Origin of the sequence: Pedobacter roseus, from assembly GCF_014395225.1 — a bacterium.
GTDB lineage: Bacteria > Bacteroidota > Bacteroidia > Sphingobacteriales > Sphingobacteriaceae > Pedobacter > Pedobacter roseus.
Genome location: NZ_CP060723.1, coordinates 2,202,870 through 2,226,277, shown reverse-complemented (window position 1 = coordinate 2,226,277; position 23,408 = coordinate 2,202,870). Strand labels below are relative to the sequence as shown.

General features: G+C 38.8%; 23 protein-coding genes and 1 riboswitch. Of the genes, 10 read left to right on the top strand and 13 right to left on the bottom strand.

What is annotated here, in order from left to right; translation table 11 throughout:
- Positions 1–11: 11 nt before the first annotated feature.
- The 3 genes from H9L23_RS09265 to H9L23_RS09255 all read right to left on the bottom strand — a co-directional run bounded on the left by H9L23_RS09265 (position 12) and on the right by H9L23_RS09255 (position 2,367).
- Positions 12–629 carry a YceI family protein gene (locus H9L23_RS09265; protein WP_187594685.1) on the bottom strand — a complete coding sequence of 206 codons (618 nt, stop codon included), beginning with the start codon at positions 627–629 and terminating at the stop codon, positions 12–14.
- A 629-nt stretch (positions 630–1,258) separates the two neighbouring features.
- Complete coding sequence (locus H9L23_RS09260) at positions 1,259–1,702, bottom strand: SRPBCC family protein (protein WP_187594684.1); 444 nt, start codon at positions 1,700–1,702, stop codon at positions 1,259–1,261.
- A gap of 47 nt (positions 1,703–1,749) precedes the next feature.
- Positions 1,750–2,367: an SRPBCC family protein gene (locus H9L23_RS09255; RefSeq protein WP_246474892.1), complete on the bottom strand. Its 618-nt coding sequence runs from the start codon at positions 2,365–2,367 to the stop codon at positions 1,750–1,752.
- Positions 2,368–2,527: 160 nt separating this feature from the next.
- Here H9L23_RS09255 and H9L23_RS09250 point away from each other — a divergent pair, with 160 nt between their 5' ends.
- Positions 2,528–3,502 carry a GlxA family transcriptional regulator gene (locus H9L23_RS09250; protein WP_187594683.1) on the top strand — a complete coding sequence of 325 codons (975 nt, stop codon included), beginning with the start codon at positions 2,528–2,530 and terminating at the stop codon, positions 3,500–3,502.
- A 230-nt stretch (positions 3,503–3,732) separates the two neighbouring features.
- Here the strand turns inward: H9L23_RS09250 and H9L23_RS09245 are convergent, their stop codons facing one another.
- Positions 3,733–4,572: an AraC family transcriptional regulator gene (locus H9L23_RS09245; RefSeq protein ID WP_187594682.1), complete on the bottom strand. Its 840-nt coding sequence runs from the start codon at positions 4,570–4,572 to the stop codon at positions 3,733–3,735.
- 123 nt (positions 4,573–4,695) lie between these two features.
- Here H9L23_RS09245 and H9L23_RS09240 point away from each other — a divergent pair, with 123 nt between their 5' ends.
- Positions 4,696–5,709 (top strand): zinc-binding alcohol dehydrogenase family protein, encoded by a 1,014-nt coding sequence (locus H9L23_RS09240; RefSeq protein ID WP_187594681.1) that lies wholly within the window; start codon positions 4,696–4,698, stop codon positions 5,707–5,709.
- A gap of 67 nt (positions 5,710–5,776) precedes the next feature.
- Here H9L23_RS09240 and H9L23_RS09235 read toward each other — a convergent pair whose 3' ends face one another.
- A complete protein-coding gene (locus tag H9L23_RS09235; protein WP_025144721.1) occupies positions 5,777–6,166 on the bottom strand; it encodes a response regulator transcription factor in 390 nt (129 codons plus the stop codon).
- Positions 6,167–6,209: 43 nt separating this feature from the next.
- Positions 6,210–6,974 carry a DeoR/GlpR family DNA-binding transcription regulator gene (locus H9L23_RS09230; protein WP_121283352.1) on the bottom strand — a complete coding sequence of 255 codons (765 nt, stop codon included), beginning with the start codon at positions 6,972–6,974 and terminating at the stop codon, positions 6,210–6,212.
- A gap of 158 nt (positions 6,975–7,132) precedes the next feature.
- Here H9L23_RS09230 and H9L23_RS09225 point away from each other — a divergent pair, with 158 nt between their 5' ends.
- The 4 genes from H9L23_RS09225 (at position 7,133) to H9L23_RS09210 (ending at position 11,714) form a co-directional block, all read left to right on the top strand.
- Positions 7,133–8,701 carry a glycerol-3-phosphate dehydrogenase/oxidase gene (locus tag H9L23_RS09225; protein WP_187594680.1) on the top strand — a complete coding sequence of 523 codons (1,569 nt, stop codon included), beginning with the start codon at positions 7,133–7,135 and terminating at the stop codon, positions 8,699–8,701.
- 36 nt (positions 8,702–8,737) lie between these two features.
- Positions 8,738–10,228 (top strand): glycerol kinase GlpK, encoded by a 1,491-nt coding sequence (gene glpK, locus H9L23_RS09220; protein WP_187594679.1) that lies wholly within the window; start codon positions 8,738–8,740, stop codon positions 10,226–10,228.
- A 28-nt stretch (positions 10,229–10,256) separates the two neighbouring features.
- Entirely contained in the window at positions 10,257–10,994 is a 738-nt protein-coding gene (locus H9L23_RS09215) for an MIP/aquaporin family protein (RefSeq protein WP_187594678.1), read from the top strand.
- Between the two features lie 405 nt (positions 10,995–11,399).
- Positions 11,400–11,714 carry an HPF/RaiA family ribosome-associated protein gene (locus H9L23_RS09210; protein WP_138820914.1) on the top strand — a complete coding sequence of 105 codons (315 nt, stop codon included), beginning with the start codon at positions 11,400–11,402 and terminating at the stop codon, positions 11,712–11,714.
- Positions 11,715–11,790: 76 nt separating this feature from the next.
- Here the strand turns inward: H9L23_RS09210 and H9L23_RS09205 are convergent, their stop codons facing one another.
- The 6 genes from H9L23_RS09205 to H9L23_RS09180 form a co-directional block, all read right to left on the bottom strand.
- Entirely contained in the window at positions 11,791–12,396 is a 606-nt protein-coding gene (locus H9L23_RS09205) for a hypothetical protein (RefSeq protein ID WP_187594677.1), read from the bottom strand.
- Positions 12,393–13,169, bottom strand: a complete 777-nt coding sequence (locus tag H9L23_RS09200) for a Fic family protein (RefSeq protein ID WP_187594676.1) — start codon at positions 13,167–13,169, stop codon at positions 12,393–12,395. Before H9L23_RS09200 ends, H9L23_RS09205 begins: the two co-directional genes overlap by 4 nt.
- Positions 13,170–13,224: 55 nt before the next feature.
- Positions 13,225–13,950 (bottom strand): menaquinone biosynthetic enzyme MqnA/MqnD family protein, encoded by a 726-nt coding sequence (locus H9L23_RS09195; RefSeq protein WP_187594675.1) that lies wholly within the window; start codon positions 13,948–13,950, stop codon positions 13,225–13,227.
- A gap of 39 nt (positions 13,951–13,989) precedes the next feature.
- Positions 13,990–14,613 carry a histidine phosphatase family protein gene (locus tag H9L23_RS09190; RefSeq protein WP_187594674.1) on the bottom strand — a complete coding sequence of 208 codons (624 nt, stop codon included), beginning with the start codon at positions 14,611–14,613 and terminating at the stop codon, positions 13,990–13,992.
- 98 nt (positions 14,614–14,711) lie between these two features.
- Positions 14,712–15,905: an aminofutalosine synthase MqnE gene (mqnE, locus tag H9L23_RS09185; RefSeq protein ID WP_187594673.1), complete on the bottom strand. Its 1,194-nt coding sequence runs from the start codon at positions 15,903–15,905 to the stop codon at positions 14,712–14,714.
- A gap of 222 nt (positions 15,906–16,127) precedes the next feature.
- On the bottom strand, positions 16,128–16,622 hold the full coding sequence (locus H9L23_RS09180) for a hypothetical protein (protein ID WP_246474891.1): 495 nt from the start codon (positions 16,620–16,622) through the stop codon (positions 16,128–16,130).
- A gap of 123 nt (positions 16,623–16,745) precedes the next feature.
- On the opposite strand from H9L23_RS09180, the gene H9L23_RS09175 reads away from it, so the two are divergent.
- Positions 16,746–17,861 (top strand): trans-sulfuration enzyme family protein, encoded by a 1,116-nt coding sequence (locus H9L23_RS09175; RefSeq protein WP_187594672.1) that lies wholly within the window; start codon positions 16,746–16,748, stop codon positions 17,859–17,861.
- A gap of 46 nt (positions 17,862–17,907) precedes the next feature.
- Here the strand turns inward: H9L23_RS09175 and H9L23_RS09170 are convergent, their stop codons facing one another.
- The gene (locus H9L23_RS09170; protein ID WP_187594671.1) at positions 17,908–18,921 is read right to left on the bottom strand and encodes a hypothetical protein; all 1,014 of its coding nucleotides are present in this window, start codon (positions 18,919–18,921) and stop codon (positions 17,908–17,910) included.
- Positions 18,922–19,134: 213 nt separating this feature from the next.
- Positions 19,135–19,245, top strand: a riboswitch (SAM riboswitch).
- 262 nt (positions 19,246–19,507) lie between these two features.
- Between H9L23_RS09170 and H9L23_RS09165 the strand changes: the two genes are divergently transcribed.
- The 3 genes from H9L23_RS09165 to H9L23_RS09155 all read left to right on the top strand — a co-directional run bounded on the left by H9L23_RS09165 (position 19,508) and on the right by H9L23_RS09155 (position 23,352).
- On the top strand, positions 19,508–20,839 hold the full coding sequence (locus H9L23_RS09165; protein WP_187594670.1) for an O-acetylhomoserine aminocarboxypropyltransferase/cysteine synthase family protein: 1,332 nt from the start codon (positions 19,508–19,510) through the stop codon (positions 20,837–20,839).
- Between the two features lie 44 nt (positions 20,840–20,883).
- Positions 20,884–21,981 (top strand): homoserine O-acetyltransferase family protein, encoded by a 1,098-nt coding sequence (locus tag H9L23_RS09160; protein ID WP_187594669.1) that lies wholly within the window; start codon positions 20,884–20,886, stop codon positions 21,979–21,981.
- Between the two features lie 126 nt (positions 21,982–22,107).
- On the top strand, positions 22,108–23,352 hold the full coding sequence (locus H9L23_RS09155; protein ID WP_187594668.1) for a homoserine dehydrogenase: 1,245 nt from the start codon (positions 22,108–22,110) through the stop codon (positions 23,350–23,352).
- The last annotated feature ends 56 nt before the right edge of the window (positions 23,353–23,408 follow it).

The window sequence follows — 23,408 nt, the reverse complement described above, 5'->3', positions numbered from 1 at the left end:
TAGATGGGTTATTATTTTGCTGATGAAACTTTAGCATAATCGAATTCAAAATGGATAACGAGATTATTCCCCACTTTCATGGCACCCAGCATAAAACTTGGCGGTTCAATGCCATAATCAGTGAGCATCAAGTTTTCGCTGCCGTGACAACTGATTGAACCGTCGGCATTTACTAAAGCCATAACTTTCATCGAAAAACTCTGTGTTTTACCTGCAATGGTCAGGATCCCTGTTGTTTGGATGGAATACCGGTTTGCCTGCACGATAGTAACTGTTGCAAAGTTGAGCCTATAGCTTATTTTAGGAAACTCAGTTGCGTTAAGTGTTTTATAGGTGCGCTCATCCATAGCAGATTTACCACTCTTAAGGCTCTTTATCGCCAGGGTAAATTTCAGGGCCGTTACAGCTGTCATTTCACCAAGAGAATTGAAGTTAAAAGTACCCGTGCTTTCGAACTGTTTGGATGTCATCGACCAATCGTGCACATTGGATGTACCTGTTACCTTTACTGAACTGCTACCTGATTGCGTAAGCTGATAGGCGGTTTGCGCTACTGTCGCTAGCGGCGAGAACATCAATAATAGTAGAATAGGTTTGATTTTTTTCTGGAATATTTGGATTGTTTTCATAGCAGGTTTATTAGATTTAACTGTTGGTCAAACCTACCCTGTTCTACATCCAATTTTTGTGAGGAGCGACAGAGGGAAAACTGATACTCATCACTTTTAAATAAATAAAAACACTGAAAATCAACAACATAAAACAAAGCAATAGCATTATTCCAAGTTTATTCACATAGCCATGGCTAGTCACTTCGGCAAAAATGATTCTTAACCACTACGGGCTATAATTTGAATTTAAATTTTAATTCAAATCTTTATTTCATAGCATCTGCAACTAAGGAAAAGGTCGGTGAGTCGGTTATCAGATGTGTCTTCAAAACCATATAGAGCAAGATTATGGGGCAGGGTACAGTTCCCTCGCTTTCCGCATCAAATGAAAGGAAGAATTAGCAATAATTCTTCCCTTTTTTGTTTCCATAAAATCCAATCTTAATATACTCGTTTTGTCAGTCTGAGCGTAGTCGAAGACCTTTTTTGATTAAACATTAATTGTTAACCATATAAAATATAATGTTATATGGTAAAACCCTTCCACTCGCTCATGATTAGTAAGTTGTTTTTTTCAATCCATTTAAATCTGCGGGAAAAAATCAAACGAAAGGTTCTCCCGCCGATCACACAGATTACCGCAGATTTTAAAACACCGCCACGCCTTTGCCGGTTTGAATATAACTGAACAGGCTTTTTTTAATTAAACTTTCCCAGGCGATTGAACATCCTCCATAACATTCGATCGCTGGCAGAAGTCCCTGATGGGTGAAAGTTAACCTTGTTTTGTCTCCTTCAGGACTGATCTCAAATACGATTTTCGTATCTACCCACTCCTTTTTATCAGTCACAAAATTGATTTCGCTATCTGTAACCAGCCACACCACTTTTTTTCCAGGTAGCGATTCGATCACTTTTTGTTTAGAAAAATGAACGTCGCCCATTTGATAGGTAAATTCATCATTCACTTCCCTGGTGTCTCCCTTAATTTCTCCCTGCCACCACTCGCTAACCTGATTGATGTCATTAAATACTTCTTCCGCAGATTTATCAACCACAATTGAAGTGTTATAGTCTTTTTGCTGTTCCATTTTATTTCAATAAACTGATCAATGTTTTCCCAATATTGGTGCACCTATTATTTATCTGGTAACCCCCATTTTTTAACAAGTTCTGCGTTAAGGCCGCCTTCTTTGCCATTGGGTTTTCCTTTTCCTGTTTCAATAAAATTTTTCAGGCTGCCTTGAATGTAGCCAGTCCATGCATCATGGCAAACTTTGTAACACTCATATTCGGGTACCAAACCCTCGTGTGTAAATACAATTTTGGTTTGCTCACCTTCCGGCATTAATTCAAAAATCAGCTTCGTCCCAATCCATTCTGTTTTATCTTTCACAAAATTGAACTGGTTATCCAGTACCAGATAAACGAGTTTTTGACCGGGATTTTTTTCGATAAGTTTCAGTTTGCACAAATGCACATCTTTATAATGGTAAAAGAAGGATTCGTTAAGCACATCGCTTTGGCCCTGAATTTCTTCCGACCACCAGCCCCTGAAGTTTTGGATGGCCTCAAATGCTGTTTGGGGATCTTTCTTTACCACAATCTGTGTGGTATAGTCTTTGTTGTTCATAATTGTTTTTTTTAGGTGAGTAGTTTCTGTTAATTCTTTTTGTTGGACAGGTTTCCCTGTCGGGTTTTGGCAGCTGAGCAGTGCTGCTAATACAAGCGGTGCAATTGTTAATTTTATTTTCATTTCTTTCAGTTTTTGAGGCAGAAGCTAAAATCAATGAACATCTTTTTTAGCTGATAGACAAAGTAATAGAGGATTTTATAATTTGTTAGGGTGTTAAATAGACAATTTAGTGGGTTGATTTGGACAACAGTATCCCTTATCTTTGGGTAAATAAACAGCCATGAAAAACCTGACGATTATCGTACCCAATGGAGAGAATAATTTGAGTAGCATTACCGGAACCTACGAGATTTTCTCGAGGGCAAACCTGTACTGGAAAAACAATACAAAACAGGAGCTGTTCAACATCCAGCTGGCGGGGGTTTCAGAACAGGTAGATTTTAATGCGGGTCTGTTTTCGGTTAAGCCACATACTACGATTGCAGAAATTGCGAAAACTAACCTGATTATTGTACCCTCCCTCAACCACAATTATGAACTTGCGCTGAAAGAAAATGAAGCTTTGGTTACCTGGCTGCAGCAACAGCATCAACTGGGTGCTGAAATTGCCACCATCTGTACCGGTACGTTTCTCCTTGCAGCGTCCGGTTTGTTAGATGGAAAGGTTTGTTCCACACACTGGTCGGTTGCTGAAAATTTTCGCGTGATGTTCCCCAAAATCAATTTGCAAACGGATCATTTAATTACCGACGAAAACGGAATTTACACCAATGGCGGGGCTTACTCCTTTTTAAACCTGATTTTATACCTGATCGAAAAATACTACGACAGGCAAACCGCTATTTATTGCTCCAAAGTGTTCCAGATCGAGATCGACCGCAGCACGCAATCGGAGTTCACCATTTTTAATGGTCAGAAAAAACATGAAGATGAGATTGTGAAACAGGCCCAAAACTACATCGAACACAATCTGGAAGAAAAAATCACCATCAGCGACCTCTCTTCAAAATTCAATGTTGGCCGCAGGAATTTCGACAGAAGGTTTATCAAAGCAACCGGGAACACTCCTATTGAATATGCGCAACGGGTTAAAATCGAAATAGCAAAAAAAGCCTTCGAAACCAGCCGTAAAACAATAAACGAGGTAATGTACGAGGTGGGTTATGCAGATGTTAAAGCATTCCGTGAAGTGTTCAGGAAATATACCGGCTTATCCCCTTTAGATTACAGGGGGAAGTATAATAAAGATAGATGATTAATGTTCATTGGTCATTAGTCATTGGTTAATTGGTTAATTTAAAAGCATATCAATGCAGTAACAAGGCCCAAAACGGGAATATGGAAGGAATGTAACATGTTTTTTTGATATAAAAATGATTGCAGATATAACGGAAAAACCAAATAATCTACAGCAAAACTACCTTGATTTAATGGATGTGGTGATAATAAGGCTCAAACTAAAAAAAGAGCGCGATCACTTTTTAATCAACTCGCAACCGAACTCCTGAATGCTTTAAGGCTCATTCCCTTTTGCGATTTAAAAAACTTGTTTAAGTGGCTTTCATCAGTAAAACCGAGTTCAAATGCAATTTCATTGATCCGCATATCGCTGAAATGTAAGCGTGCCTCTATCAGTTTAATCCTTAAATTGGCAATATATTGTTGTAGGGTTTCATTGGTCTGTTTTTTAAAATACTTTCCAAAATAGTTTTCCGAAATGCCGAATTCAACGCTTAGCTTTTCGGCCCTTAGTTTCTCCGGACTATAAATATTGGCCTGTATGTAGTTTAAGAGCGCCAGCGTTTTTTGTTCCGAGTCTTCCTTAATACTGGCTGGCAGGTATTTGGCAATATTACGGGCCACCAGCACAATCATCGTATCCACCATTTTGGTTATTAACTCTTTGTTGTAAAGATCGCGGTTAACGTATTCAGCAATCATGGCCTCTATAAGCGATTTAACCAATGGTTTATCCGAAAAATTTTTGAGGATACAACCCGGTTGGTGACTGGCATTTTGAAGAATATATTCTAGTCTTTTTACATCATCTGTACGAAAATCCTTTGAGCGGAGGTACACATTTCCAAAGCGCAGAAAGAAAAATTCGGTAGTTGTTTCTATTTCAAATGAATGGCAATCTTCAGGCGTGATCAAAAACATGTGCCCTGCACGATAATCGAATTTATTGTTATTGATGCATTGTTTGCCTGTACCGGAGAGGATGTATATCAACTCAAAAAACAGGTGTTTATGGCCATATTTTGGGCATTCATCTAACTTTTTGTAAACAATCTCATAAGGTTCGTACAATGTTTCGCTAATCATCTCACATCAAATTAAAGCGCAAATTTACCAATTAAAAGCAAATTTATACTGTTTTATAAAACTATATCGGTTTATATTTGCTATATAAAAAAACAATATCTTTAATTAAAAAATTCATCAGCAATGAAAGCCATAGGATTTAAAACCTCACTCCCAATAAACGAAAACGAAAGTTTTATCGCATTTGAAACACCTGTTCCGGAGCCAAAAGGACGCGACCTGCTCGTAAAAATAAAGGCCATCAGCGTAAATCCGGTTGATTATAAAATCCGCCAGAACAGCGCGAAAGACACTACACTGGAAACACCCAAAGTAATTGGCTGGGATGCCGTTGGAACAGTTGAAGCCGTTGGTGAGGGCGTAACCTTTTTTAAAGCCGGAGATGAAGTATATTATGCCGGTGATTTAACCCGAAGCGGCTCGAACGCCGAATACCAATTGATTGATGAACGTATAGTTGGTTTAAAACCCACATCATTAACTGACGCTGAAGCTGCAGCCATGCCATTAACCGCACTTACAGCCTGGGAATCACTTTACGACCGCATCCGCATCAACAATCAAAAAGATAAAGGAAAAAGCATCCTGATTATTGGTGGTGCAGGCGGTGTTGGTTCCATTGCCATACAGCTGGCGAAAAAAATAAGCGGCTTAAAAGTGATTACCACAGCCTCACGACCAGAAACAAAAGAATGGTGTAAAGCCATGGGAGCAGATGTGGTAGTGGATCATAAAAACCTGGTTGAAGAAGTACGTGCCGCAGGTTTTAAGGAAGTGGATTTTATACTCGATTTTGTAGACCTGAACAGCTATTGGGATGACCTGGTAGAACTGATTAAACCGCAGGGCCACATCGTATCGATAACTGGCTCAGCCACTCCTGTTGCCCTAAATAAATTAAAAAACAAGAGCGTTACCTTTTCGTGGGAACTGATGTACACCCGCTCAATGTATCAAACTGAAGATATAGAACAGCAACATCATATTTTAAATGAACTGGCTAAGTTATTGGACACTGGCACACTTAAAACTACACTAAACCAAACCCTGAAAGGATTTACGGTAGAAAATTTAAAAGAAGCCCACCGTTTATTGGAAAGTGGTAAAACCATTGGTAAAGTAGTAATCGAATACTAGAAAAATCCTAGTCCAAAAAAAGAGAGAAGCCGGTTAAGCTTCTCTCTTTTTTTATATCCTGTTTTTATTAAACTTTAGTCCTGTTTTCCGAACTTCTTTTTAACTGCGCATTAATGCGTTCCAAAACATCGTAAATGTCGAAAGGTTTGCTGATGTAATCATCTGCAAATGCATCGATCGCTTTTTGTTCGCTATTGTTCTGTGCAGACATTACAATAATCGGGATGTGTTTGGTAAAAATGTCAGTTTTTAAATCTTCGCAGATTTCTGCTCCGTTTCCATCGGGTAACATTACATCTAACAAGAAAAGATCAGGCATTGCATCCTGGATATTTTTCTTCAGCTCTGCAAATGATGAGGAAAGCTGTAATTCAAAACCCTCTTCCTTTAACAGGATTTCAATCACGTTTCTGATTTCCTGATCGTCTTCTAAAATGTGTATTCGTTTTTTTTCCATGTTCAAATTATATGTTTGGGATGTACCGTTCGCGTGGAATGCGCTACACGATAGTAACAGTAACACCCAAGCCCTCTAAATGTTTTACAATTTGTTCAGAAATTCCTTTATCAGTGATAATATGGTCAATTTCTTCTAATCCGCATATCTTTCCGAAGCCTCTTTTTCCAAATTTGGTCGAGTCGGCCAGTACAATTGTCTTTTGTGAAGCGCCAATCATTTTACGGTTTAAATGTGCCTCCATGGCATTTGTGGTGGTTAATCCGAAATCAAGATCAATCCCATCTACCCCTAAAAACAACTTATTAAAATAAAAATCCTGTAAAACCTGTTCCGCATAAGCGCCCATTACAGATGAGGAACTTTTTCTAAGCAAACCGCCCAATTGTATCACTTCAATACTCGGCTCACGCATCAATTCCAAAGCCACATTTAATGCAGAAGTAACAACGGTTAAGTTTGTTGCTGGTGCAATGTTCTTAGCAAAATAAAGAACTGTAGTACCTGATGCAATCACAATAGAATCATTATCGTTTAGCAATGCGGCAGCAGCCATCCCGATTTTGTTCTTCTCGGTAGATTGTATTTTCTCTTTCTCATTAACCGGACGGTCTACCGTATACGGATTATTTACAGTAGCCCCACCATGGGTCCTAAACAAAAGGCTTTTATCTTCAAGTAGTTTTAAGTCCTTTCTTATTGTTACCGACGACACTTTCAGTTCCTTACATAAATCCACTACGTTGATGTACTGATCACGTTGCAGGCGACTTAAAATAAACTGGTGCCTCTCAGCCAAATTCATCATAATATATCTAATTTGCAGGCTGCAAATTAGCAATAAAAACATTCTTTAAAATATTTTGAACAAATAATTAATAAATTTTTAACAGAGATATTATATTATTCCGATTATGATTTCGTATAATTGCGTATTGTTTCGTTTTATTACTTTTAAACATAAAAATGAAAAGATTACATCAGCCGCTCCTAGCAGAAAACATAAATTGGGACCTGATCATCATTGGTGGCGGGGCAACTGGCTTAGGCACAGCACTTGATGCGGCCAGTCGGGGTTATAAAACTTTACTGGTTGAGCAGGCTGATTATGCAAAAGGAACATCAAGCCGCAGCACAAAACTGGTACACGGAGGCGTACGCTACCTGGCCCAGGGAGATATTGGCCTTGTGAGACACGCCCTTAAAGAACGTGGATTATTACAACAGAACGCTAAACACCTGGTACATAAAGAAGCGTTCCTCATCCCCTGCTACGATTGGTTTTCCATTATTAAATATTTAACCGGACTTACCCTGTACGATTGGCTGGCAGGAAAATACAGTTTCGGAAAATCTAAATATTTCTCTAAGGCAGAAACACTGGCCATGATGCCGGGCATTAAAGCAAAAGGTTTAAAAGGCAGCATCAGGTATTATGACGGAAAGTTTGATGATGCCCGTTTAGCCATCAATATCGCTCAAACCGCTATCGAAAAAGGTGCTTCATTATTAAGTTATACCAAAGTAACTGGTTTATTAAAAGATGGCGAAACCATTACAGGGATCGAAACGGAAGATTCCATAACAGGTTTAAAAGTACAGTTTAAAGGCAAAGTAGTGATTAATGCAACGGGTGTGTTTGTAGATGACATCCTGCACATGAACAATCCCGATTCGAAAAAGATGGTTCGCCCTAGTCAGGGTGTACATGTGGTATTGGAAAAAAGCTTTTTAAACAGCGAATCGGCTTTAATGATCCCTAAAACTTCTGATGGGCGTGTATTATTTGCGGTTCCCTGGCACGAACATTTATTGGTAGGCACCACCGATACCCCATTAGATGAACACAGCCTCGAACCCAGGGCTTTGAAAGAAGAAGTTGATTTTATTATGGGTACTGCGGCAACTTATTTTAACCGCAAACCCCTGGAAAAAGATATATTAAGTGTGTTCTCTGGTTTACGGCCATTGGCAGCACCAACAAGCGGCGATGGAAACAGTACAAAAGAAATCAGCAGGGATCATAAACTGATTGTTTCGGCAAAGGGATTAATCACCATAACTGGTGGAAAATGGACCACTTATCGTCGCATGGCTGAAGAAACCGTTGATTTAGCCATTAAGCAGGCTGGTTTAGAACCGAAAGCATGCGTAACCGAAAATCTCAGCATCCATGGCAGCCAAATGATCGAAGAAGATCATCATTTATCGATATATGGATCAGACCGTGATAAAATCGAGGCTTTAATCAAACAAGATCCTACTCTTGGGCAGCAGTTACATTCATCTTTCCCTTTTACCCAAGCAGAAGTAGTTTGGTCTGCAAGGAATGAAATGGCCGAAACTGTAGAAGATATTTTAAGCAGAAGGCTGAGGATATTATTTATTGATGCCCAGGCTGCAAAAGATATGGCACCGAGGGTAGCCTTGCTCCTGGCCAAAGAATTATCGGCAGGTGAAAACTGGGAAACCGAACAGATTGAAACTTTTAATAAATTAGCCGATGGTTACCTTTATCATCAACCTATAAAATAACCGTTAAGGCATAGTCCGCTAACCAAATTCTTAATTATGAGCAAATACATCTTGTCTATCGATCAGGGAACCACAAGTTCGAGAGCCATTATTTTTAACCACGATGGTGAAATTGTTGCCATTGCGCAAAAAGAATTCACGCAGATTTATCCGAAAGCCGGATGGGTGGAACATGATCCGATGGAAATCTGGTCTACACAGTTGGCCGTGGTTACCGAAGTAATTGTGAAAGCCAGTCTTACCGTAAACGATATTTCTGCTATTGGCATTACCAATCAGCGCGAAACCACAGTGGTTTGGGATAAAGAAACCGGAATGCCCATTTATAATGCCATTGTTTGGCAAGACAGGCGTACTTCTGCTTATTGCGATGAAGTTAAAGCGAAAGGCTTAGCCAATAAAATACAGGAAAAAACGGGTTTAATCATCGATTCTTATTTCTCCGCCACCAAAGCCAGGTGGATTTTAGAAAATGTAGAAGGTGCACGGGAAAAGGCTGAAGCCGGAAAACTGGCCTTCGGCACCATAGATACCTGGTTGATCTGGAAACTGACAGCAGGCGAAAAACATGTTACCGATGTAACCAACGCCTCGCGCACCATGCTTTACAACATCCATACCTTGAGTTGGGATGAAGAACTGCTCGAATTATTTTCTATTCCAAAAGAAATGCTGCCCGAGGTGAAATCCTCAAGTGAAGTTTATGGCGAAACTGCAGGAAGAATACTGGCGGCTAAAATTCCAATAGCGGGCATTGCCGGCGATCAGCAATCGGCACTTTTCGGTCAGATGTGTACCGAAATCGGCATGGTAAAAAATACGTATGGCACAGGCTGTTTCATGCTGATGAATATCGGTAAAAAGCCAAAAATTTCTGACAACAACCTCTTAACCACCATCGCCTGGCAGATTAACGGAGAAGTAAATTATGCGCTTGAAGGCAGTATTTTTATAGGTGGTGCGGTTGTACAATGGCTTAGGGACGAAATGGGCTTCATTTCAAGGTCTGCTGATGTAGAAACCCTCGCTAAAAAAGTAAAAGATACTGATGGTGTATACGTTGTACCCGCTTTCGCAGGCTTAGGCGCCCCACACTGGGACCAGCACGCACGCGGAACGATAACCGGATTAACACGCGGGACCAACAAATCGCATATTGCGAGGGCGGCTTTAGAAAGTATTGCTTACCAAACCATGGATGTTTTAAAGGCTATGGAAGCTGATGCAGGTGTAAATATTGCCGAACTCCGGGTGGATGGTGGCGCTACGGCCAACGATTTATTAATGCAGTTTCAGGCAGATCTTTTAAACTGTGAAGTCATCAGGCCGGAAGTAACAGAAGTTACGGCTATTGGAGCTGCTTATCTGGCTGGTTTGGCTACTGGTTTCTGGGACAGTATAGATCAGATCCGCGACCAGTGGAAGATCAACAGAACCTTTACCGCTGAAGAAGGCATAGACAATGCCGAAAGGATAAAAGGCTGGAACAGGGCGGTAAAAGCGGCCAGGGTAAATGCAGAAGATTAATTAGGAAATTGATAAGATTTTAATTGTTATGAACGTATATCTCGCAGAATTTATTGGTACCGCACTAATGATGCTCTTAGGAAATGGTGTGGTAGCGAATGTAGTGTTAAAGGGTACAAAAGGCAATAACAGTGGTTGGATTGTCATTACAACCGCCTGGGCACTTGCCGTTTTCGTAGGCGTAGTGGTGGCCGGACCATACAGTGGCGCACATTTAAACCCCATTGTAACGTTAGGTTTGGCTATTGGAAAAGGCTTTAGCTGGACCTTGGTACCCTATTATATCCTCGCACAACTCGCTGGCGCAATGACGGGTTCTTTTTTGGTCTGGATTATTTACAAAGATCATTTCGATGCAACGGATGATGCAGGTTTAAAAGCGGCGCCTTTTGCTACATCGCCAGCCATTAGAAATAAATTATCAAATCTCGCTTCAGAAATTATTGGGACTTTTGTACTCATATTTGTGATTTTTCACTTTACAGATGCCAGTATGGGCACAAAAGAAACAGTAATGCCTATTGGCTTAGGCTCGATGGGTGCTATTCCAGTAGCCTTTTTAGTATGGGTAATTGGTTTGGCTTTAGGCGGAACAACAGGATATGCCATCAACCCGGCAAGGGATTTAGGCCCCAGGATTGTTCACTCATTAATCCCGATGAAAGGCAAAGGTAGCAGCGATTGGGGGTATGCATGGGTACCTATTGTTGGCCCGATTATCGGATCGATACTGGCCGCTGTGGTATTTTTGTTAATTAGTAAGTAAAAATCAGACCTCGCAGGTTTCCAAAATCGCGTAGCCCTCAATGAGGTAGCTAAACACATATACCCCGAATTATACCTGCGAGGTCTGGCTAAAGATAATAATGAAGCCAACCGATACTTAAATGTACTCAGGTGACATAGGTGGTCCATATTATTTTGAAAATCAGGGTTTGGTACATTTTGGGAATAACAGTCCTGCTTTTCATTACAAGTCCGCGCTCGTTCCTCACTTACGGGCTTTTCATTTCAATCAGGTTTATAAACAATGGACTGTTTTAACCAATTTGCATAATCTTTCTCGTACTTAAACACTTAACCAATTTATACGATTAACCAGTTAACCCATAGAAACAATTAACCTCACTCATGTGTTAACCTAATATAAATTTAACCTAATTTTTTAATTATGACGATCCAACTGAACACCGACAAAAATTTAACCATACACCAGGAGTACGACGAAAAAATCCAAACCCAATTAAGCGAAGGTTTGAGCAGATATAGTGATTTAATTACACGCCTGGAAGTTCATTTATCTGATGAGAATGGCAGCAAAGATGGCTTAGATGATAAAAGATGTTTATTAGAAGCCAGGATTACCGGCAAAGAACCTATTGCGGTTTCTAACCTTGGAAATACTTATGATTTGGCCATCACCGGTGCATTGACCAAATTAAAAAGTACACTTGAAAAAGTGGCTGGGAAAATGAAAAGTCATTAAAGCATACTACTAGATGCTGAAACAATTTCAGCATAACGATAACAAAAAGCAATCTGATCAGGTTGCTTTTTTATTTTTAAAACGATGTTGGCCTTCTATCTTTAATATAGAATTGCGAATAACATTTTCCATTTACAAATTCAAATTTTGTATTTGAAACAGCTTGTATAAGCAGCTCATTGCCATCTTTATTCATTGTAGTAATATGAATATCCCCATAATTGCAAATTGAGCCGATGATGTTTTGAGATTCATTAATAAAATGAACATATTGTATAAATCCATTAACTGCTGTCAGGTCGGTAAGGTATTTAACAAATTCAACCATATCATCTGTACCAACGGCTAAACCACCAGAAAATGTTTTCTTAATACCCTGATTAGCAAAATACTCCATTCCTTTTTTAAAATTCTTATATTTCCCTTCACGAAACCTCCATGCCAACTTTTCATCACCAAGGAAAATCAAACTACCTGATTTTAAACCAGCACAGAGATCTGAAAGTTGTTTTCCTAAATTATTTAGGAGCTTTTTGTAGCTTTTCGATTTCAGTATTAAAATATAACTTGAAAAAGTATCTGGATAGAAATAATCATAATCTTCAATATCCTCATTATATGTTCTAAGCGGAAATATTGGATACTTTGCAAGGCATTTTTTCCTTTTGATCTGTTTAATCATAATGCCTTGGGCAACATCAATAAAAAGGATAATGCTTTTGTATAATCCAATTCTTCATATTCTAAACCTAAAACCCTTAAGTTTTGATAATAGGTTTGATGATTTTCATAATACATCTTCTCTGATTGAACAAACCACGCCTTATCACCTAGTTTTTCAGATAGAAACCATTTTTCCAACAATCTACCTGTGCGGCCGTTTCCATCATTAAAAGGATGGATTTTCACAAATACCAAATGGATCATGGAAGCAAAAAAGAAGATTTCTTTAATATTTAATCTTGCCTTTAACAATAAAGTTAAATCGTGGTGTAATTTTTCCATTTCTTCGGCAAGTTTTATTGGAGATACGGCTACATATTCTATACGCCCATCAGGGGTAGAAACATACATATTGTGGTTTCTAAACTTCCCTTGATAATTTTTGGCCACAATGTGTTTACTCAATAATTGATGGGCCTTCGCAATATTGTCGGTTTTGATCTGATTAACTTTGGCAAAATCGTATGCGGAATATAAATCGTCGATTTTTTTTGTGTAATCAGGTAAAAACTCAATACCAAACCTTTTATGTTTGATATAAGAATCAAGTTCTATATCCTCGCCCTCTATTTTGCTTGAATAAACTGATGCTACTGATGTGTAAAAACTAAATTCATTTGTAGATAATTCTGCATCCTGTAATTGATCCCATTTCTCCTGTAAATCATCATTAACCTGCGAAGAATAGGGTGCCAACAAATCAACAGGAATAATCTCTAATTCATCTAACATTAAAAATGGATTTTAGGCTAATTTAGGATTTGATTCTGTAAAAAGCGATTCTATTTTACAACTGCTCAATATACCCTAAAAACAAATTCAATGCCTTTTTACGGTCGTCAGTTACATCAAACTGAAGTTTATGATACAAATAGTCTTCCAGATCGAAATTTGGCGATGCTGGTAACTCCTCTAATACTTCCTTTCTATGATCCAGGCCAAATTTTAAAGCCTTATTAAATTCGGTCTTAAATTCCTGAGAGATTTCTTTATTAGCCACCCAGGCTGCGTACATAAATGGCAAACCGGTAAAGTTTTTCCACTCCTCACCCATATCATAAGCATAAGCAAAATCATCCTTTTTACCAAATGTCCTGTCTCCTATTAAAACAAAAGCATCTGTTTTTGCAGTGGGATCGGTAGTAAACTCCACTTCTTTTTTCCAATAGAATTTTAATAATACTTTGGCTAAATTATTAGAGGTGCGCGAATGGGCATCAAGCCTTATCGTTTTAATTTCGGCCGCCGGAACTTCACTAAAAATGAATACAGAATTTACACCTCCATCGCTGCCGATGCAGTAATCTGCTACGATGTTAGCGTTGGGAACCAAAGGAATTGCTGCAACAGGCATTAACCCGATATCAGCCTGACCGTTAATTACTTTGGCTGCGCAATCTGAAGGGATATCTAAACTTAAATCAATTTTATTTATAATGTCCGAATGTTCTAATCCGTATATAAAAGCTTTGGTGTTGGTGTAAGCAACAGCCGATATTTTAATCTTATTCAAGGTGTTATATTTTGCGCTTCGCGTTTGGCGATAAGCGTATTATTCAATTACTAAACCGTCTAAATGGACGGCACTGTTAAATTCGAGAACAGTAAATTTCCCGTTTTCGAAACCCATTTTATAAAGCACAGTATTCTGATGTGGGAATTCGGTCATTTCGCTCAATGGCTTCCCCAATAATAAGCATAGAAAAACTCGCATTGCCCTGCCGTGCATACAAATCAGCACAGTTTTTTCTTCTGGCCGCGTCATTAAAACTTCCATGGGTTGTTTTAAACGTTCATAAACATCCTGTACGCTTTCACCACCATCAAAATGAGCGGTATAATCGCCATTCTCCCAGCTCTGTAACATCTCACGGAAAGCATCCCGTGCATCTTCGGTATTCGGTTTTCCTTCCCAAACACCCCAGGCCAACTCATCTAAGCCCGAAAGTTTTTCCCAAGGCAATTCCGAATCAATAAACTTCTGAACCGTTTGCCAGGTACGTTTTAAATCCGAAGTGTATATCTTATCAAAAGGAATGTCTTTGTAAGTCTGGTAAAAAGCCTCCGCTTGTGCCCTGCCTAAATCATTTAAGTCAGAATTTATACCTCTGCCCTGTACTATGCCTTTTCTGTTAAGTTCCGTTTCGCCGTGGCGTATGATGTATATTTCCTTCATCTAATTAATTATTGAATGAGAGATTTTTGAGTTATTGAATGTTAAATTTAACGCTCAATATCCTCATTCACTCATTCGGTCATTCTCTAATTCAATCCTTAATTCACCACTGGTAATTTATAATATTGCGGTTTCTTCTCTTCTTCGAAAACTACACCTTCAAAATCGGTAACCACATTATATAGTGTATCGCGTTCTATCGCCTTTCTACCAACCTGTTTAATCAGATTAACCAGTTCTTTAGTGCTCATTGCAGGCGTCTGTTCTTCTGCACCGGCCATTGAATATATTTTTGTGGTATCATCCAAAGTACCGTCGATATCATCCACACCATAATTTAAAGATAACTGAGCGGTTTCGCGACTGATCATTGCCCAATAAGCTTTAATGTGATCGAAGTTATCCATATAGATACGGGCAATGGCATAATTTCTTAAATCTTCAATTACTGAAGTTTCAGGCACATTACTCATCTGGTTATGCTGATTTCTGAATTTTAAGGGTATAAAAGTCTGGAAACCACCGGTACGGTCCTGCAGTTCACGAAGTTTCTCCATGTGATCTACGCGGTGCCAGTATTTTTCAATATGCCCGTATAGCATGGTCGCATTACTACGCATACCTAATTTGTGCCATTCTTCATGTATATCCAACCACTGCTGACCAGTACATTTATCTTTGGCAATCTGCTCCCTGATTTCTGGATGGAAAATCTCTGCACCACCACCTGGTATTGATTCCAATCCGGCTTCTTTCATTAAACGCATACCTGTTGCGTAATCGATTTTAGCTTTTTTGAAAATATAGTGATACTCTACAGGTGTTAATGCTTTTACATGCAAATCAGGGCGATGTTGTTTAATCGCGGTAAACAATGCCGAATAAAATGCCACATCATATTGTGGAAGCACGCCTCCAACGATATGCACTTCCGTTACCAGTTCTCCATCGTATTTTTTAACAATATCGAGCATTTGCTCCATGGTTAAAGCCCAGCCTTCCTCTTTTTGTTTGATTAAACGCGAATACGAGCAGAATTTGCAGTCGTAAACACAAAGATTGGTTGGTTCTAAATGGAAATTGCGATTAAAATAAGTTTTATCGCCGTGTTTTTTCTCACGGATGTAATTTGCGAGAACCCCCAGGTAACCTAGTTCGGCATGTTCGTAAAGATGCACACCTTCATCAAATGTAATGCGCTCTCCGTGAAGAACTTTGTGTGCTATGTTTTGTAATTCAGTTGATAAATTGGTATCAGCTAATATTTTTTCAACTTGCTCAGTTGTATTCATTCCTGATTTATTTTGAACAAAAATACAATAATGAGGTGATTTGAAAATCATTTTCTTGTAACAAACAAAGATTAGTAGAATAGTTCATTGGTTCATTAGTCATTGGTGAGGCTCCCGCACCTAGCAATCAACCGAACAAATGGTTAATGATCATCAAACAAAAAAGCACCTCTTTGCAGAAGTGCTTTATATGTTTTTCACAGGTTGATATTTTTCATCTCACTATCTTGCTGCAGGCACAAACGTTAAAACGATGTTTGCAGTTTTGCCACCGAATTCGATAGGTGATTTTAAAATCATCTGTGTGCTTGAAAGATCAGTTAATACTAAACGGTAACCTTCTGTTACGTTTTTAGCTTTATCACCTTCATAGATTTTTTTAAACTGGAAAGTCTGATCTTTAGGCGCAGCTGACCAGAAAATAGTCTGCATTACCGAACCACAAGCGCTTGATGCTGGTAAAGTGTAAGAACCATTACCGCTATTGGTTAAGTTCCATGTACTGCCTTGAAAACATTTGTAAGATTTTTCGCCAAATAAGCCTTGTACGGCGCCATCAGGTAAACCTTCTAAAGCTACATTACTTACTACCCAGTCGCGAACAACTGTACCTCTGCTACCCGTAACACCAGCAGTTACCCTTTTTGCGGTATTACAACTTTGTAACATTACTAAAGTAGAACATGCTATTGCGATAGCTATAAATAATCTTTTCATCTTTTGTTTAATTAAATTTCGACAAACTTGTTACATAAATCTTGCCAAAACCATAACGAACCTTAAATTAGCGGCAAATTATTAAATTGCATCCTAAAATTATTTCGTTTAACACCCATAATCATGAAACCCGAAACCCTTGCTATTCACGCCTCTAATCTTATAAAAACAGCCACAGGTGATGTTACGCCACCACTTAATCTGAGCACAACTTTTTTTCGGGGCGAAGACGGAGGTTACCCGGGTGGGCACATGTATAGCAGGGTAAGTAATCCAAACCGGTCTGCTTTAGAAAACACTGTAGCTAAATTAGAATATGGTGAAGATGCAGCGGCCTTTTCATCAGGCAATACCTGTGGATTGGCCATGTTCCAGGCATTAAAACCTGGTAGCCATATTATTGCACCTGACGACATGTACTGGGGGATAAAAAAACAATTGCTTACCATTTTTAACGAAAGTTTAGCGTTCGATTTTGTCGATCAAACCGATTTAAAACTGATAGAGAACAGTATTAAACCGAATACGCAGTTGATCTGGATTGAAACGCCCTCAAACCCTTTGCTTAAGGTTACAGATATTGAAGAAATTGCCAAAATTGCTAAAGCTAAAAATATCATTTTGGTTTGCGACAGCACCTTTGCTTCTCCGATTTTACAGAATCCGATTTTATTAGGCGCTGATATGGTAATGCACAGCAGTACCAAATATTTAGGTGGTCATAGTGATGTACTTGGTGGGATTTTAATTACGGCCAAAAAAGATGAATTATGGGATCGCATCAAAAATATACAGCAAACTGGCGGCGCGGTGCCCTCTCCTTTCGATTGCTTTTTATTAACCCGTAGCATTAAAACCCTGGCCTACCGCATGAAAGGCCATTGCGAAAACGGAAAAAAAGTAGCCGACTATTTAAACGGACATCCTAATGTAGAAGCTGTGTTTTATCCCGGGTTGGAAAGTCACCCACAGCATGCAATTGCCAAAAAACAGATGAAAGATTTTAGTGGAATGATGTCGTTTTTAGTTAAGGGCGACGTAGAAGCTGCTCATAAAGTGGTAAATAAAGTTCAACTATTTGCACAGGCAACGAGTTTAGGTGGTGTAGAGAGTTTAATTGAACACCGTTATTCGGTTGAAGGGCCTGATAGCAAAACACCTAAAAATTTGCTCCGCATTTCAGTAGGATTAGAGCATGTAGATGATATTATTGCCGATTTAGAGCAGGCACTGGGTTAATTTAATTAGACCTCGCAGTTTTTAAAAACCTGCGAGGCCTTAAAACTTACTTAGGATTACAAACCGTAGTCAACTTTAACGAATAATTTGCCTCCAATGGCTCATTGGTCTGTGCCAAACGTTGCGATCCTGTATTGGCGGGACAAGCAATATCTCCTGCAGCATCATAAATAAGTTTTGTTCCATTGGCCAACAATTCTTTTGGCACATAAATCTGAACTTTGGTAATCGAATATCCTGAAGGAAAATAACGTAAATAATAGCCGTCAGGATGTTTCGTCCAGATACCACTTGGTACATCGCTCCTTGGTGGCGCCATGCCGGCAACAATGGCATATTTTTCCATGTCGGCGTAAGTATAATTGCCTGAAGCTACCAATTGGCGAATATTATTCTCTGCCTCGAAAACTGCCCTCACGCCTGATGGCAATTGATCTTTGGCTTTTTCCATCACATCAAAAGGTAAAATACCCAGGGCACCACCTTCTAATTGTGTAAGTTGTTTAGGTGTTAATAGTTTAATGGCGGTTACTTTAACCTGTCCGTTATAATCGGCAAATTTTGTTCTGGCAATAATGGTCCAGAGTAGCGCTTGTATGTCGTGCTGTTCTACTTCAGGGTGTTTTTCGGCACTCTTTAAAATAGAAACCACAATTTCTTCTTTCGGGCCTAAAACCGGGGCAAACATGTAACCATCTCCTTTTGATGGCGCAAAAGTTCCGGCCTTTAAACAATAACTTTTATTGGTCATCTCATAAAGACCTTCGCAGAGCACGAAACCACCTTCAGGGTTTTTAGGTAATAAATATAAAGGCTGAGCTTTTAATTTTAAAGAAGTAATAAAGTCTGGCATTTTTTCGCCTTCCCTGTTTACATCTTCAAAACTGGTGGTAATGGCAGCAGGCTGTTTTAAAAACTTATCTACGCCTAAAGCTTTAGCACCCTGGGCCGTACCCACTTTTAATAATTTGTCTTTTAAACCTCCAAATTGAGCGTTTACATTGTTTAAGCCTGCTACTATAAATAATAGCCCTAAACATAGGGATTTTGTGTTTTTCATGAAGTTACGATTTAGATAGGATGCACAAACTTAGAATATTAAGCGTTAATTTTATATTAAAAGTTTTTAACGATAAACTTAAGATAAAAATAAGAAGTTCATTTATAGGAAGTTAATTTAAAATCAAAATTTTATTTTGTGGATTAAAATTAAATTCAGACATTTGAAATATTATTTGGCAGAAAGCTAAATAAAAGTCAATCTTCACGGGTTGATTTATAAAGAAGTGGCGAGAGACTGGCTCGATGACCCACTGGCAACCCTCAGAAAGAGAAGGTGCCAATTCCTGACCGGATAACAAGGTGTTGTTCGGAGATATAAATTAGAACTGATGAAAACATTAAATCTTCAATCGCCAAGCGAGCCCAGTGCAAAACCGAAAAAAGTAGAACAATTTTCTATTTCTTTTATTTGTTGCGATATGCGTGCGGTTACTTGTATGTGCTGTTGCATACAGTAATTTAAAAATCTTCCTTTTTTGTTTCTTTCAAACTGGAAGGTCCCGAGAAATCGGGATACGCCCTGCCAGGTTTTAGGATCAACCTAAACCAACATATCTAATCGTTCAACAAATAAAATAGCAATCATGTCAACATCATATAAATTTGAAACTTTACAATTACACGCTGGTCAGGAAATAGATCCAACAACAGGCTCAAGGGCCGTTCCAATTTACCAAACTACCTCTTATGGATTTAACAGCGCCGAACATGGTGCTAACCTATTTGCCTTAAAAGAGTTTGGGAATATCTACACCAGGATCATGAATCCTACCAATGATGTTTTCGAAAAACGAATTGCAGCTTTAGAAGGTGGCGTAGCGGCTTTAGCCGTTGCATCAGGACAGGCTGCGCAATTTATTGCCTTAAATAATATCTTAGAAGCAGGCGACAGCATTGTTTCTTCCACTCACATTTATGGCGGAACCTATAACCAGTTTAAAGTAGCTTTTAAACGCTTGGGTATCCATGTTGATTTTGCAAATCCAGACGTGCCTGAGGAATTTGAAGCTAAAATAACCGATAAAACTAAAGCAATCTATCTGGAAACCATTGGCAACCCGGCATTTAGCGTTCCTGATTTTGAGAAAATTGCTGCAATTGCTAAAAAATATGATCTTCCATTAGTGGTCGACAATACTTTCGGAGCAGGAGGGTATTTGTTTAAACCATTGGAGCACGGCGCTAATATTGTGGTAGAATCGGCTACTAAATGGATTGGTGGGCATGGAACAAGTATTGGTGGCGTTATTGTTGACGGTGGAAACTACAATTGGGGCAATGGAAAATTCCCTCAGTTCTCTGAGCCATCAGAAGGATACCATGGTTTGGTTTTTAGTGATGTTTTTGGCATCGGCGGGCCATTTGGTAATATTCAGTTTATTATCAGGGCACGTGTAGAAGGACTAAGAGATTTAGGGCCTGCCCTATCACCTTTCAATTCGTTTCTTTTATTACAGGGATTGGAAACCTTATCGCTCCGCGTACAACGCCACGTAGATAATGCCTTAGAACTGGCCACCTGGTTAGAAAACCATCCGCTGGTTAAAGAAGTGCAGTATCCTGGCCTGGCAAGCAGTAAATACAATAATCTGGCTAAAAAATATTTAAGCAATGGTTTTGGCGCTGTTTTATCTTTCGAATTGGAAGGAAGTAAAGAAAACGCCACACAGGTAATCGATAATTTAAAACTGGTTTCGCACCTGGCCAACGTGGGCGATGCCAAAACATTAATTATCCAGCCTTCGGCAACTACACACCAGCAATTAAGCGATGCTGAGCAACTGGCCGCAGGTGTAAAACCGAATGCATTAAGGGTATCGGTTGGTATTGAGCATATCGACGATATTAAAGCCGATTTCGAACAGGCATTTGCAGCCATTAACGCGCAGGTTCCTACTGAAAGTTTATTAGCCTAGATTCTGCCCCATTAAGGGCTTTTTAACAACAACAACATTACAAAATGCACAACAGTAAAAAAGATAATGTAAAATCTACTTCGGGAAATTTTGCGTCAACATATAGTTATAATAAACAATTTAAATTAGAAAGCGGAAAAAAAATCCGCAACCTGCAGATTGCCTATCAAACTTATGGTAAATTAAATGCCAATAAAGATAATGTAATCTGGGTTTGCCACGCGCTTACGGCTAATGCGGATGTCTTTGAATGGTGGGAAGGTTTATTCGGTGAAAATGCCTTGTTCAATCCAGAGGAGCATTATATAGTTTGTGCAAATGTTTTGGGTTCTCATTATGGAAGTACAAGTCCGCTGAATACCAATCCGGTAAATGGCCTGCCTTATTACCTTTCGTTTCCGCAGTTTACCATACGCGATATGGTTTCGGCACACCAGTTGTTAGCTACTCATTTGGGCATCGATTATATAAAACTGTTAATTGGTGGTTCATTAGGCGGACAACAAGCTGTTGAGTGGAGCATTTCGGAACCCAATAAAATCGAAAACCTGATTTTAATTGCGACTAATGCAGCCCATTCTCCATGGGGTATCGCGTTTAACGAAAGTCAGCGTTTGGCCATTACTACCGACAGAACTTTTTACGCAAACCAACCCAATGGTGGCAGCAAAGGTTTAAAAACGGCACGAAGCATTGCACTATTAAGTTACAGAACCTATAGCGCTTATGGAAGTACCCAGGTAGAAAGTGTAAATGATAAAACCGATAATTTCCGCTCTTCTTCTTACCAGAATTACCAGGGAGAAAAGCTGATTAACCGTTTTAATGCATATAGCTATTATTATTTAACGAAAGCAATGGATAGCCACAATGTTGGCCGAAACCGCAAAAGTATTGCTGATGCTTTGAAACTGATCACCGCAAATACCTTGGTAATCGGTATTGAAAACGATGTTTTATTTCCACTATCAGAACAAAAGTATCTAGCTGATCATATTACCAGAGCAGAATTTACCGCTTTACATTCTGATTATGGACATGATGGTTTCCTGATCGAAACAGATGCCCTGACCAATGTAATCGGAAATTTTATCAAGGAAAGTCGGGATAAAAAGATCATCAAATTGCAGCATACTGCCTAGAGAGGTTGAGGGTATAAAGGCGGAAGGTAAGGAATTGGATGTCTAAACAAAATTTAAAACAAATTACAAAAATAAGAACAGTTAGTATCGGTGCAATCCTCCTATCTGTGTAATCACAAAATAACAATGAGTAAGAATTTAAAAATCGGTTTATTTGGTTTCGGGGTTGTAGGACAAGGCTTATTGGATATTATCCAAAGCCAGAACCTGAACCTGGAGATTATCAAAATTGCGATAAAAGATCCAAGGAAGAAACGTACTTTAAACAAAGACCTGTTTACAACTGATCGTAACGAAATATTAAATAACACAGAGATCAATACCATTGTAGAATTGATCAATGATGCTGATGCTGCATACGAAATTGTAACTACAGCCTTAAAAAATGGGAAAAATGTAGTCTCGGCGAATAAAAAAATGATCGCGACACATTTAAAGGAATTGGTTGATTTGCAGCAGGAACATGGTACTTCCCTTTTATACGAGGGCGCAGTTTGCGGCAGTATTCCAATTATCCGTAACCTGGAAGAGTATTACGACAATGAATTGTTCCATGCCCTGAGTGGTATTTTTAACGGATCATCTAATTATATCCTTTCGAAAATATTTAATGAAAACCAAAGTTACGATTCAGCATTAAAAGAGGCACAGGATTTAGGTTTTGCAGAAACCGACCCCATTTTGGATGTGGGAGGTTATGATCCGAAATACAAACTGGCTATTGCTACCGCGCATGCTTATGGTTTATTTGTAAATCCTGATGCTATTTTAAACATTGGTATACAGAACCTTTCTCAGCATGATATTAAATATGCCCGTGAGAAAAATTTTAAAATTAAGTTGGTACCTACAGCACGTAAAGTAAACACAAAAGACATTGTGACTTACGTATTGCCAAAACTGGTTGCTAAAGATGATTTTCTTTACAACGTAGAAAACGAGTATAATGCAGTTGCAGTTCAGGCGGCTTTTGCAGATAAACAGTTCTTTTATGGTAAAGGTGCCGGTGGTCACCCTACTGGTGCAGCTGTACTATCTGATATTGCGGCTTTACGTTACGATTACCGTTATGAGTATAAAAAATACCATTCAGAAAACGGGGTAAAACATACAGAAGAAATTCTTTTAGAAGTTTATTTGCGCTATGCAGATGAAGATCTGATTACTTTATTGGAATTTGATAACATCAGCGAGCGTTATGCGGCCAGCAGCTATAAATATGTGGTTGGAACCGTTAAGTTAGAAAGTTTGATTAAAAACCGTGATTTGCTTTTAGATCAATCTGTTTTTGTTGCCTATACCGGCAGACAGATTTACAAACAAGAGCAATTGAGTGAAAATGTTTTTGCCGCAGAATTGGCAAGCCTATAATTTATTTTTTAAGGTTATTTTTTTTATTTGTTTTGTTGTTAAGTATAAAGGTCGGA